Source organism: Snodgrassella alvi (assembly GCF_002777425.1).
GTDB lineage: Bacteria > Pseudomonadota > Gammaproteobacteria > Burkholderiales > Neisseriaceae > Snodgrassella > Snodgrassella alvi_B.
In genome coordinates this window covers 16,319-28,789 of record NZ_MDVC01000058.1, presented here as the reverse complement: position 1 = coordinate 28,789, position 12,471 = coordinate 16,319, and the positions used below count along the sequence as shown (strand labels likewise).

At 46.3% G+C, this 12,471-nt stretch carries 14 protein-coding genes and 1 riboswitch; of the genes, 5 read left to right on the top strand and 9 right to left on the bottom strand.

What is annotated here, in order from left to right:
- Positions 1–46 precede the first annotated feature (46 nt).
- Positions 47–1,336 (top strand): histidinol dehydrogenase, encoded by a 1,290-nt coding sequence (gene hisD, locus BGI33_RS05750; RefSeq protein WP_100090348.1) that lies wholly within the window; start codon positions 47–49, stop codon positions 1,334–1,336.
- Between the two features lie 60 nt (positions 1,337–1,396).
- Here the strand turns inward: hisD and BGI33_RS13060 are convergent, their stop codons facing one another.
- On the bottom strand, positions 1,397–1,567 hold the full coding sequence (locus BGI33_RS13060) for a hypothetical protein (RefSeq protein WP_180298964.1): 171 nt from the start codon (positions 1,565–1,567) through the stop codon (positions 1,397–1,399).
- Positions 1,568–1,875: 308 nt separating this feature from the next.
- Between BGI33_RS13060 and BGI33_RS13415 the strand changes: the two genes are divergently transcribed.
- Positions 1,876–2,052 (top strand): hypothetical protein, encoded by a 177-nt coding sequence (locus tag BGI33_RS13415; protein WP_218965143.1) that lies wholly within the window; start codon positions 1,876–1,878, stop codon positions 2,050–2,052.
- Between the two features lie 172 nt (positions 2,053–2,224).
- On the opposite strand, the gene purB is transcribed toward BGI33_RS13415, so the two are convergent.
- From purB to queF, 5 genes are all read right to left on the bottom strand, one after another.
- The gene (gene purB / locus BGI33_RS05740; RefSeq protein ID WP_100090347.1) at positions 2,225–3,595 is read right to left on the bottom strand and encodes an adenylosuccinate lyase; all 1,371 of its coding nucleotides are present in this window, start codon (positions 3,593–3,595) and stop codon (positions 2,225–2,227) included.
- Between the two features lie 68 nt (positions 3,596–3,663).
- Positions 3,664–4,476 carry a glycosyltransferase family A protein gene (locus tag BGI33_RS05735; RefSeq protein WP_100090346.1) on the bottom strand — a complete coding sequence of 271 codons (813 nt, stop codon included), beginning with the start codon at positions 4,474–4,476 and terminating at the stop codon, positions 3,664–3,666.
- 60 nt (positions 4,477–4,536) lie between these two features.
- Positions 4,537–5,641, bottom strand: a protein-coding gene (gene prfB, locus BGI33_RS05730) for a peptide chain release factor 2 (protein WP_100090345.1) whose coding sequence is annotated in 2 segments (ribosomal slippage) — positions 4,537–5,559 and positions 5,561–5,641 — 1,104 coding nt in all. Because the reading frame shifts where the segments join, the coding sequence is not laid out codon by codon here.
- Positions 5,642–5,757: 116 nt separating this feature from the next.
- On the bottom strand, positions 5,758–6,417 hold the full coding sequence (locus BGI33_RS05725; protein WP_100090344.1) for a 7-cyano-7-deazaguanine/7-aminomethyl-7-deazaguanine transporter: 660 nt from the start codon (positions 6,415–6,417) through the stop codon (positions 5,758–5,760).
- 101 nt (positions 6,418–6,518) lie between these two features.
- Positions 6,519–6,989, bottom strand: a complete 471-nt coding sequence (gene queF / locus BGI33_RS05720; protein ID WP_100090343.1) for a preQ(1) synthase — start codon at positions 6,987–6,989, stop codon at positions 6,519–6,521.
- Between the two features lie 6 nt (positions 6,990–6,995).
- Positions 6,996–7,040: riboswitch (PreQ1 riboswitch) on the bottom strand.
- Positions 7,041–7,309: 269 nt separating this feature from the next.
- Here queF and aroG point away from each other — a divergent pair.
- Positions 7,310–8,365, top strand: a complete 1,056-nt coding sequence (aroG, locus tag BGI33_RS05715; RefSeq protein ID WP_100090342.1) for a 3-deoxy-7-phosphoheptulonate synthase AroG — start codon at positions 7,310–7,312, stop codon at positions 8,363–8,365.
- Positions 8,366–8,455: 90 nt separating this feature from the next.
- On the opposite strand, the gene ftsX is transcribed toward aroG, so the two are convergent.
- Both ftsX and ftsE read right to left on the bottom strand, forming a co-directional pair.
- Positions 8,456–9,367, bottom strand: a complete 912-nt coding sequence (gene ftsX / locus BGI33_RS05710; protein WP_100090341.1) for a permease-like cell division protein FtsX — start codon at positions 9,365–9,367, stop codon at positions 8,456–8,458.
- On the bottom strand, positions 9,364–10,017 hold the full coding sequence (ftsE, locus tag BGI33_RS05705) for a cell division ATP-binding protein FtsE (protein WP_100090340.1): 654 nt from the start codon (positions 10,015–10,017) through the stop codon (positions 9,364–9,366). The genes ftsX and ftsE overlap by 4 nt, the downstream gene beginning before the upstream one ends.
- 144 nt (positions 10,018–10,161) lie before the next feature.
- On the opposite strand from ftsE, the gene grxC reads away from it, so the two are divergent.
- Together grxC and secB are read left to right on the top strand one after the other, a co-directional pair.
- Positions 10,162–10,419: a glutaredoxin 3 gene (gene grxC, locus BGI33_RS05700; protein WP_100090339.1), complete on the top strand. Its 258-nt coding sequence runs from the start codon at positions 10,162–10,164 to the stop codon at positions 10,417–10,419.
- Between the two features lie 87 nt (positions 10,420–10,506).
- The gene (secB, locus tag BGI33_RS05695) at positions 10,507–10,971 is read left to right on the top strand and encodes a protein-export chaperone SecB (protein WP_100090338.1); all 465 of its coding nucleotides are present in this window, start codon (positions 10,507–10,509) and stop codon (positions 10,969–10,971) included.
- Between the two features lie 87 nt (positions 10,972–11,058).
- Here secB and BGI33_RS05690 read toward each other — a convergent pair whose 3' ends face one another.
- Positions 11,059–12,354 (bottom strand): MFS transporter, encoded by a 1,296-nt coding sequence (locus BGI33_RS05690; protein WP_100090337.1) that lies wholly within the window; start codon positions 12,352–12,354, stop codon positions 11,059–11,061.
- Positions 12,355–12,471 lie beyond the last annotated feature (117 nt).

Here is a 12,471-nt window from a genome sequence, read left to right as displayed (position 1 = left end):
AATAATATCAGGATCGGGCAGCTTAGGCTGCCCGAAATACAAAGGTATGAAATATATTTCTACGCAGGATGCTGATTTTAAGACTCAGTTAACTGCACTACAGGCGTTTGAAACTGCACAGGATCCACAAGTGGATGCAGCCGTGGCTGCTATCTGTGCAGATGTACAGCAGCGTGGTGATGCTGCTGTAATCGAATACACCAATCGCTTTGACCATACGCAGGCACAATCTATGGCTGAGCTGACTTTAAGTCAGGCAGACCTGGCCGCAGCCTTTACTCGTCTGCCGGCAGATGCCCAGACGGCATTACAAACCGCAGCCAAACGGATTGAAAGCTATCATCAGCACCAGAAACAGCAGTCTTGGCAGTATGAGGATGAAAACGGTACGCTACTGGGTCAGCAGATTACTGCTCTGGATCGGGTAGGTATTTATGTTCCCGGTGGCAAGGCTGCCTATCCGAGCTCGGTAATGATGAATGCCATACCAGCACATGTGGCCGGTGTGGCTGAAATTGTGATGGTTGTACCTATGCCTTATGGAGAACGTAATGATATTGTTTTGGCTGCGGCCTATGTAGCCGGTGTAACACAGGTATTTACCATTGGCGGTGCACAGGCCGTAGCAGCACTGGCTTACGGTACACAGAGTATTGCTCAGGTTGACAAGATTACCGGCCCGGGCAACGCCTATGTTGCCGCTGCCAAACGGCGCGTATTTGGTGTGGTGGGTATTGATATGGTTGCCGGACCAAGTGAAATTCTGGTTATTGCTGACGGCACTACCCCTGCCAAATGGGTGGCGATGGATTTGTTCAGTCAGGCAGAACATGATGAAATTGCTCAGGCGATTCTGATTACTACCAATGCTGACTATGCGCACGAAGTAGAAGCACAGATGCAGGCACTGTTGGCACAAATGCCGCGCAAAGAAATCATTGAAGCGTCACTGACCAATCGCGGTGCCATTATTCAGGCGCAGAATCTGGATGAAGCCTGTGAGATTGCCAATTATCTGGCGCCAGAACATTTGGAATTATCGGTAGCCAACCCGCAAAACTGGGCATCGAAAATTCGCCATGCAGGTGCCATTTTTATGGGACAGTATACCAGTGAAAGTCTGGGGGATTACTGTGCTGGTCCTAATCACGTCTTGCCAACTAGCCGCACCGCCCGCTTTGCTTCTCCGCTGGGCGTATATGATTTTCAAAAGCGCAGTAGCCTGATTCAAGTTTCTGCTCAGGGAGCCAGAAAGTTAGGCCAGATTGCCAGCATTTTGGCACATGGTGAGGGATTGACGGCACATGCCCGTGCTGCGGAATTACGTATGGAATAAATTATTACTAAAGATTATTAAAAAGAAGCCTAAATCTTAAGATTTAGGCTTCTTTTTATATTAAGCGTACTGGATTAATTTCCAAATGACAGCTTTATTTTGATAGGGAGGAAATGTGTTATTTATAGCAATAGGAGCCGTTGTGGACGGCTGTCCTTTGACTTTCCAAATACCACTTTCAGGACATTTTTCGCCTGTTTTACGTTCAGTTCCTAAAGGTACTTTAGACATATAATTTCTCCTAATATAAACATCGAATTGATGCACTAACAAGATATAAGCAAAATTTACAATTTCAAGACAAGATATAGAATTTTTTCTTTTTTATAAAATAAATTGTAATTTCGATCCATCTAGAAATTAAACTTAATAAATATTTAATTATCATATCCATTTTATACCAATGTGCTTGGTATGCAGATAAGTACCTTCGCTGATAATCGCACTGCGCTGCATTTTGGTCAGATGAAAATTAATTTACACCAGCTGGGACATGAATTTAAGCTAAAAGCACAGCACCCTACCTCAGGCTTAGCGATTTGTGTTTCATTGTTGAAGAAACACTGGATGAAGTAATAGCCATTATGCATCAGCATAATATTCCACTGAAACTAGAACCAAACACCAGAACCGGTGCCTGTGGAAAAATCACTTCGATTTATATTTATAATCCGGATAATAAACTGATTGATCTGGTAAATTATCCACATAAATGATAAGTGCCAATTAATTTCTGCCAAGTTATCCACATATGGATAAAGTCGATGCCAGTAACAGTAATTCGGTATTTAGTTGTGCTGCTGTTTTAGTTGTGGTGAGAAAGTTTCTCTTGTATTCAGATAAACAATAACGGTGGGCAGAGTGCCCACCGTTATATCTGAAAAAGATTTAAATCCGTTCAGCCAGTTCCTGTGCTTTACCTACATATAATGCTGGTGTCAGTACCAGTAACTGCGCTTTTGCTGTATCTGGAATAGCCAGTTGATTAATAAAAACCTGTAAACTTTCGGGGGTAATGCCGTGTTTACCACGGGTAAGCTCTTTGAGCTGTTCATATGGGTTGGCTACGCCGTAGCGGCGCATAACTGTCTGAATCGGCTCAGCCAGTAATTCCCATGTGGCATCCAAGTCTGCGGCAAATGCGGCTGGATTGATTTCCAGCTTATTCAGACCACGCAAATGGGCACTTAGCCCCAGTATAGTATAGCCGAAACCCACGCCCATGTTTCGTAATACAGTACTGTCGGTTAAATCACGCTGCCAGCGCGAAACTGGCAATTTTTCGGCCAGAAAACCCAGAATGGCATTGGCCATGCCCAGATTACCTTCTGAATTTTCAAAATCAATTGGATTAACTTTGTGCGGCATGGTGGATGAACCCACTTCGCCGGCTTTCACTTTCTGCTTAAAGTAACCAATAGAGATATAGCCCCAGATATCGCGGTTAAAATCAATCAGAATGGTGTTAATGCGGCTGATGTTCTGGAAAAATTCCGCCATATAATCATGTGGTTCAATCTGAATGGTATAGGGATTGAAAGTCAGTCCCAGATTGTACTCAACAAAACGGCGGCAATGGCCTTCCCAGTCTATATCGGGATAAGCCACCAGATGGGCATTGTAATTACCCACAGCACCATTGATTTTGCCCAGAAACTGCTGTTGCTGTACAGCCTGAATCTGGCGCTGTAATCGTGCCACCACATTGGCAATTTCTTTGCCAAGGGTACTGGGGGTAGCTGGCTGCCCATGAGTACGGCACATCATCGGTAAAGCCGCATGGGTATGTGCCAGATTACGCAATACGGTTACCAGTTCATTAAGCTTGGGCAGTAATACTTCATCCCGCGCCTGTTTCAGCATCAGGGCATGTGACAGATTGTTGATATCTTCACTGGTACAGGAGAAATGAATGAACTCACTGACAGCCAGTACTTCTGGCACATTGGCAAAGCGCTGTTTCAACCAGTATTCAATGGCTTTAACATCATGATTGGTCGTGGCCTCAATGGCTTTAACTGCCTGAGCATCTTCGAGAGAAAAATCAGCAATGACGCGGTCAATCTCGGCAATGGTAGTCGCACTGAATGGCGGCACTTCACTGATTCCGGCTTCGGCTGCCAGTGCTTTGAGCCAGCTCAGTTCTACCTGTACACGCGCATGCATCAGGCCATATTCGGAGAAAATCGGCCGCAGGTCAGCCACAGCCGGCGCATAGCGTCCATCCAACGGAGACAGGGCAGATAACGGATTTATCATGTTTCTTCTACTTCCAGAGTTATAAAAAGACAAAAATTCAGATAACCATTACACATAGGGTGAAGCGGTTAATCCGTAAAAAGCTGTAACGCTTGCTTACCCGGGTTGGGATAATCCAGTATCTGGCGCAAATTCTGCAAACGTTGCACAATGGTTTGAGTAACGGCATTTGCCTGCTGCAATGCTGCATCATCACAATCGGGACGATTCTGCCCGAACAGCATGGCATCCAGCAGCTTACGTACATGCATGCTGTCGTGGCCATAAAAATCGACACCAATATCAGCCATGCCGGCTTCATCAAAGAGGGTGGCCACCATACAGCTTTCTACCGTGGCCAGACCAAGGGCGCCGTCTTCGCCGCCCAGACGCCGAAACAGTGAATCAGCCGGAAAACCACCACAGGCCAGAAAATAGGCGCGGTTAAAAACTGTATTGGTGGCCGTAATCATTTCAAAGGTACGCCAGACCAGAGCAAACTGCGCATGCTGACGATAATGTTCTGGAATATTGTGTCCAGTTACCGGCAAACGCAGCAAGCCTGCCTGTGGACGAAAACGAAATACTGCGCTGGCTGCCTGTAGCGCATGGGGCTGGTAGGCATCATCAGCATCCAGAAAAGCAATATGGCTGCTGGCTGAAAGCAATGCTGCCCAGTTGCGTGCCAGTGCTGGCCCGCGGTTAGTTGTCAGAAACTCTGCCCGAATCTGTTGTGGATAACGCTGCTGCCATTGCTGAATCAGGCCGGCGGTATTATCGGTAGAAGCATCATCAACCAGCCACAGGCAACCCAGTTCCGGCTGTACCAGCACACTTTTAATTGCCCGCGTCAGTGTGCTTTCTGCGTTGTAGCAGGGAATGATGACATCAATGCAGTCCATGCACGTACCTTACAAAATTAAGGCTGCCTAGATACAGCAGGCAGCCTTGTGACCCTTTATTTAAACACCTTGTTTCAGGCTGGCTTCGATAAAGCCATCAAGGTCGCCATCCATAACCGCCTTGATATTGCCGACTTCGTAGCCGGTACGCAAATCCTTGATGCGCGATGAGTCGAATACATAAGAACGAATCTGGTGTCCCCAGCCCACGTCATCCTTGCTGGCTTCAAGATTCTGTTTTTCTTCATTGCGGCGGCGCATCTCCAGCTCAAATAACTTTGCCTTAAGCATATTCATCGCTTCTTCGCGGTTGCGATGCTGCGAACGGTCATTCTGGCACTGCACCACAATACCGGTAGGTTCGTGCGTAATGCGCACGGCTGAATCGGTTTTGTTAATGTGCTGTCCGCCGGCACCAGATGCACGGTATGTATCTACGCGTAAATCTGCCGGATTGATTTCAACTTCAAAACTATCGTCCACCTCGGGATACACAAATACTGAAGCAAACGAAGTATGCCGTTTGTTATTGGAATCAAAAGGTGAATAGCGTACCAGACGATGGATACCGGTTTCGGTACGCAGCAATCCATAGGCGTATTCACCATCCAGCTTGATGGTAGCCCGGTTGACGCCGGCAATTTCACCCTCGTCTTCTTCGAGGATTTCTACTTTAAAGCCTTTGCGTTCGCCATAGCGCACATACATGCGCAGTAACATGCCTGCCCAGTCTTCCGCTTCTGTGCCACCGGCACCGGCAACAATATCAATAAAGCAGTTGTTGACATCGGCCGGCTGATTAAACATGCGTTTAAATTCTAGCTGTGCCACTTCTTCCTGCAAGGCAGTAATATCTGCCTGTACCGCAGCAAAGGCATCGGCATCATTTTCCTCTACGGCCATTTGCAGCAGCATGCGATTATCTTCGATACCACTATGCAGGTGATCCAGCGTCAGCACAATGCCTTCAAGTACTTTACGCTCTTTGCCCACTTCCTGCGCTTTTTTTGGGTCGTTCCACAACTCTGGGTCTTCTGACAAACCAATTACTTCTTCCAGACGGTCTTTTTTGCCAGCGTAGTCAAAGATACCTCCGTAAATCGTGACTGCGGGATGCCATATCATCCAGAATATTGTTTAACTGATTAATCCGCTCTGCTTCCATGATGTTCCCTTAGCCAGGTATTTGAAAATAGGCGCGTATTATAACAGAAGCTGTTATAGCAATCAGGCCGCTTTAAAAGCGGCCTGATTGATGGGATATCATGATTTGATGCTAAATTACCTGTTTACGGTACGCGGAGCTAAAGCTGTCAGCCGGTACAATAAATAGCGCAGCACAATTCCATAAGTAGGCAGAAAGAAAAGTGCGGCAACGCTGATTTTAAAAGCATAATCTGTCAGGGAAATCTGTAGCCAGTTGGCTGCCATAAATGCATCCGGGGAATGATAAAACGCCACGGCAAAAAACAGTAATGTATCGACAGCGCTGCCCAGAACAGCAGAGGCACTCGGTGCCGGCCACCAGCGCTGACATTGCCGCAGCCGATTGAATACCAGAATATCCATTAGTTGGCCGACAACATAAGCAGCAAAACTGGCCAGCGCAATCCGTGCCACAAATAAATCAAAATGGCTTAATGCCGCCCAGCCCATCCAGTGCCCATCCTGAAACAGCACGGAAATGGCATAGGAAAACAGCAATGAAGGCAGCATTACCCAGAAAATAATCCGTCTAGCCAAACCAGAACCAAAAATCCGTACAGTTAAATCCGTAGTAAGAAAAATAAACGGAAAGGTGAAAGCTCCCCAGGTATTGTGCAAACCAAATAGAGTAAAGGGAAACTGTACCAGATAATTACTGGCCACAATCACCAGCATGTGCCAAAAAGTAAGCCAGCGCAATGCCTTATGGCGCTGCGCAGCAGAAAATTCATACATATTTGTTCCTATCAATCAGCCAGCCACCATCACATCAGGTAGCGTAAGCCACGCCAATGCACTGAATCTGGCAAAAGGTATAGCAATGCAATGTGCAGCTATTATTTCACCTGAAACTGGAGTAAACGCTGTGCGGCCATATCGCTATAGCGCGTATCCGCTTCACCGTAATTGGCATACGGATGGATGGCTATACCACCACGCGGCGTAAATTCACCATATACTTCAATATATTTTGGCTGCATCAGGGCAATCAGGTCTTTCATGATAATGTTGACACAATCTTCATGAAAATCACCATGATTGCGAAAGCTGAACAAATACAGTTTTAAAGATTTACTTTCCACCATGCGCAAACGCGGTAGATAATTGATATAAATGGTGGCAAAGTCCGGCTGGCCGGTTTTCGGGCACAGGCTGGTGAATTCGGGACAGATAAATTTAACGAAATAGTCGTTATCGGGATGTTGATTGTTAAAGGCTTCTAGCAGCTCAGGCGCATAATCACTACGGTATTCCGTATGCTGATTACCCAGCAAGCTCACTGTGCCCAGATCATTTTGTGCACGCATATAGTTGATTTCCTAGTTTTTTAATGTGGGAGGTTTACGAACCACAGGATGGGCGATTATACCGGAAATTTACTTGGGATTAAAATCACGGTTGCAAGATTTTAGTTACTATGCAAAGACAACAAAATGGTTTTTATTAATATATTATTCTAAGAATATGTGCCAATCAGGCATAAAAAATGATTATCTGCTATATAAATTAATATCAGAGCAATAATATAGCTATGCGAAAGTTTAATCCTTGCTTTTTAAGCACATTCATTATAGCCTGATAGGTAAATCATTTAAATTTAGAATAATAGTGTTAAACAGGAATTATTATGAATCAGGTTGCATCTCGCCCAATAGATGACGTTAGAATTAGAGAAATTAAAGAACTGTTGCCACCTATTGCCCATTTATATGAATTACCCATCACTGAACAAGCTTCTGAAGTAGTACATAATACACGCGATGAAATTGCTGCTCTGGTACATGGCAGAGACAAGCGTTTACTGGTGATTATCGGCCCATGTTCTATCCATGACCCAGCAGCCGCACTGGAATATGCACAACGGCTGAATGTGTTACGCGAAAAATATGCTAAAGAATTACTGATTGTGATGCGGGTTTATTTTGAAAAACCACGCACCACAGTAGGCTGGAAAGGATTTATCAACGACCCGCGTATCGATGGTTCCTACGATATTAACTATGGCCTGCGTCTGGCTCGCAAACTGTTGCTGGAACTGAACAACATGGGCATGCCGGCAGCTACCGAATTTCTGGACATGATTACTCCGCAGTATTTTGCCGACCTGATTTCCTGGGGCGCAATCGGTGCACGCACTACGGAGAGTCAGGTACACCGCGAGCTGGCTTCCGGTTTAAGCTGTCCGGTAGGCTTTAAAAACGGCACTGATGGCAATCTGAAAATTGCCATTGATGCCATTGGCGCTTCCAGCCATCCGCATCATTTCCTTTCAGTAACCAAAGCAGGTCATTCGGCCATTGTGCGCACCAGTGGCAATCCGGATTGTCACATCATCCTGCGCGGCGGGAAAACACCCAATTACAGCCATGAATATGTGCAGGCAGCAGTAAATGAACTGAACAAACATCAGGTAACACCCAACCTGATGATTGATTGCAGCCATGCCAACAGCTGCAAGGATTACCGCCGGCAAATGGAAGTGGCACAGGATATTGCCGCCCAGATTCAGGCCGGGGAACAGCACATTATGGGAGTGATGGTAGAGAGCAATCTGATGGCCGGAAGACAGGACAATCCGGAGAATTATGGCCAGAGTATCACCGATGCCTGCATTGGCTGGGAAGAAACAGAAACCATGCTTGCCTTACTGGCACAGGCTGCACAGGTACGTCAGCAAAAATAATTTAGTATCGATACCGGGGAGCATGCAGAAGCCGGTTTTTTGCTGATCTAGTCTTACTCAAAAATACCCCCGCTACTCGCGGGGATATTTTTATCGTACGGATTTAAAACTGAGCAAATGCTGGCGGGTGGCCAGCCACGCACCCAGCATACCCAATCCACAAACCACCAGTAAAATAGTCAGCACTTCCCAGAGATTGAAAAAACGCCAGACAACATGCACCCCATATGGCTGCAAAATGGCAGTGAGTAAGGGCTGGGTCTGGTAGTTGAGCCAGTAACACAATCCGATACTGATGGCCGTAGCCAAGAGGCTTTGCCAGATAGCCAGATACAGGAACGGCCGACGGATAAATGATGCCGGTGCCCCTAACAGCTTGGTGATTTCGATTTCTTCACGGTGGCTGAGAATCTGCAAACGAATAGTGTTATAGGCCACCAGAGCAAATGCCAGCCCCAGTGTAATGGCCAGAAACCACAACAGGTGATGGACAAACTGATTAATCTGATACAGGGTTTGCATCCATTCAGCGTCCATTTTCACACTTTCTACCATTGGTAGCTGTGCGAGCTGAGTCTGCAATGCGGCCAGCTCCTCTGGTGTATCCACTTGTGGAGTAACGGTAAATGCATCTGGCAAAGGATTGCTGTCAAGCATTGAAACCAGGTCCTGATTACCCATACTGCGCTGTAACTCTTCCAGCCCCTGCTGTTTACTTACAAACACCACTTTTTCCAGCTGCTTATTGCCACGCAAGGCTTTTTCAACTGTCTGATTGTCGCTAGCCTTAGAATCAACTTGCATATACAGGGTTATGGTTGGTACTTCATTCATCTGCCCCAGTACCTTCTGCCCACTCTGCACCCCGAGATACAAAGCCAGTGGTAAAGTCATGGCAATCGCCAGCATAAGTAAAATCAGCAAGGTTGCAACCGGCTGGCGCAGCAACTGGCGCAATGCTTTACAACCTGCCTCTTTATGCAGTGAAATAAACTGATTCATGCGTATAACCTGCCTTCCTGCAAGCGGATGATACGGTGGCCATAATCAGCCATTAATGTTTCATCATGTGCGGCCACCATCACCGTGGTGCCGGCTTCATGAAACGTTTTGAACAGCTCCATGATATCCAGTGCATAGGCTCTGTCCAGATTGGCCGAAGGCTCATCAGCAATCAGTAGGCTGGGCTGGTGTACAACAGCACGGGCAATACACAACCGCTGCTGCTCACCACCGGACAGGGTAATCGGATCAGCCAGCTCACGCCCGTCTAGTCCAACTTTTTCAATGGCCACCCGTGCCCTGCGCTCCGCCTGTTTGCGCTCATAACCGATAATACGCAGCGGTAACATCACATTTTGTAGCACATTGCGGTCAAACAGCAATTTATGGTCCTGAAACACAATACCGATATGCTGGCGCAAATAGCCGAGCTGGTTGTCATTCAGGCGTCCTAAATCCTGATTATTCAGCCACACCTTGCCCTTGGTTGGTTTAACAATACCACTAATCAGTTTAAGAATAGTTGATTTGCCCGCACCAGAATGGCCGGCAATAAAAATCATCTCACCTTTGTTAATAGAAAAACTGAGGTTTTTCAGTGCGGCAAAACCGCCCGGATATATTTTTGAAACCTGCTCAAAACGAATCATCTGTATATGTCCGTTTGTTATATGAATATTAACCAATTATACCGCAGCATACAGCCAAAGAAAGCCTGCACCTGTTCAGTATCGCCAGTTCGCGGTATGCTACTCTATTCTAATCAGTATCTGTACGCATACGAGGAAATTGCAATGCAACCGATTACCATGTATACCACGGGTGTATGCCCTTATTGCCAGATGGCCAAAGCATTACTCAAACAGAGAGGTGTAACCGATATTAATGAAATCCGCATTGATACCGACCCACAAATCCGTGAACAGATGATGCAGCGCACTGGCCGTCGCACTGTACCGCAGATTTATATTGGTGAAGTACACGTTGGCGGCTTTGACGATTTGAATGCTTTGAATCAAGCAGGTAAACTAGACGATCTGCTGGCAGGCTAAGCACGTACTATCCTCTTTTCTCCTTCATCCTGCGCGGCAGCATGAATCTGCAACATTAACTTTTATCCCTTTGTTGAAAGAAAAAGCATGAGCAAAAAAGAAGAAACACCAGAACAAACTACACAACAACCGGTATTCAGCATTGAAAAAATTTACCTGAAAGATTTATCACTGGAAGTGCCGCATGCACCACAAATTTTTCTAGAAAGCGGCGAACCACAAATCGAAATGCGTGTAACTTCTGCTGCTGAAAAACTAGAAGACGAGTTTTATAATGTTACCATTACCGTCACCGTTACCGCCAAAATGACCGACGAACGTGTTCTGTTTCTGAACGAAGTGGCACAAAGTGGTATTTTCCGCATTGCCAATATTGCTGAAGACGATGTGGAAATGTTGCTGGCTGTGGCCGCACCGAACATTCTGTTCCCATACGCCCGCGAAACCGTATCCAATACCATTACCCGCTCTGGCTTCCCGCCGGTAATGCTCGCTCCGATCAACTTCGAGGCCATGTATCAGGCTCAACAGGCCAATGCAGGCAATGCCTGATTGCTGACAAAAAAAGCTGCTTTATCCACAGTGGTTGCTGCATCGGGATAAAGCAGTTTTTTTGCGGTGGCCACTACTGCTATGGCATTAGCGCTGATAACGGTACTGGAATGCGCAGGCAGTGAGCAAGCCCATTACGCATAAAGGCAGAATGTAATACATGGCGCCAATCGGGCTAAAACTGCTTAGCCATTGCACCAGTGGTAGTGTTAAAGCGCCAACAATCGCATAAGCCACATTATAAGAAAATGAAATTCCTGTAAAGCGGATAGCAGGCGGAAACATCCGAATCATGGCTGCTGAAATAATACCGGCCACACCAGTAGCCAGCCCCAGCAGCATATACAGGGCAAAAATTATACCCTCTCCATATTTCCCTAGTGCCGGATAGAATACCGCAGCCATCAAACCAGTAAACGCAATTCCGCCAATCAGCATCCGGCCCGTACCCACACGGTCGGAAAATACGCCATACATAATGCAACCAAGCATTTGCATCACAATGGCCATGCTTTGCATTTCAAATGCCTGAGTACTGGAAAAACCAAAGGTACCAGTGAGTAATTGCGGCATGGCCAGCAGAATCACCACTACACAACCGGTTAGAAACCAAGTGAGTAGCATACCAATGGTTACAGAAATTTTATGCTGTTTAATCAGTAATTTAACTGGCATTTCTGTTGCCAACTCTTTGCGTTGCTGCATTGCCTTGAATACTGGTGTTTCACGCAGATAACTGCGCAAATACAAAGTCAGCAGGCCAAACAGCCCTCCTAAAATAAAGGGTATACGCCATGCCCCCTCTAGAATCTCTGCGCTACTAAATAGTTTTGCCATTACCAGCGCAATCAGCGAACCGAGTAAAATACCCAGCGACAGACCAGCAGTGAGAAAGCCATTGGCCATACCCACATGTTTTTCAGGCACATGCTCAGATACAAAAGTCCAAGCTGCCGGAATTTCGCCACCAATCGCCACCCCCTGTATCATGCGCAATAGCAACAGCAATACCGGCGCAACATAGCCGATAGTAGCAAAAGTAGGCATTAGCCCCAGAAAAAGCGTCGGCAGTGCCATCATCATAATAGACAGCGCAAACAAACGTTTACGCCCGAATAAATCACCAAAATGTGCCATCACAATGCCGCCCAGCGGGCGGAACAGATAGCCGGCAGCAAAAATACCATAAGTATTGAGCATTGCCCAGAACGGGTTTAATCCGGCCGGGAAGAACAGTTCAGACAATACCTTGGCATAAAAAACATAAATTACAAAATCATAAAACTCCAGCGCGCCACCGAAGGATGACAGCATCAAGGTACGTACATCTTCCCGTGTTAACAGCTTTCTATTGGCTGCAACCTTTGCATTCTGGTTCTTCATGTAATTTTCTCAATCAAACAGATTAAAATCAAAAGCGGTTTATAACAGCACCACCCAACTTTTTCAAATCTATCATAACCACTGCACCAGTATTCAGACACTCAGCCAGCATACCAC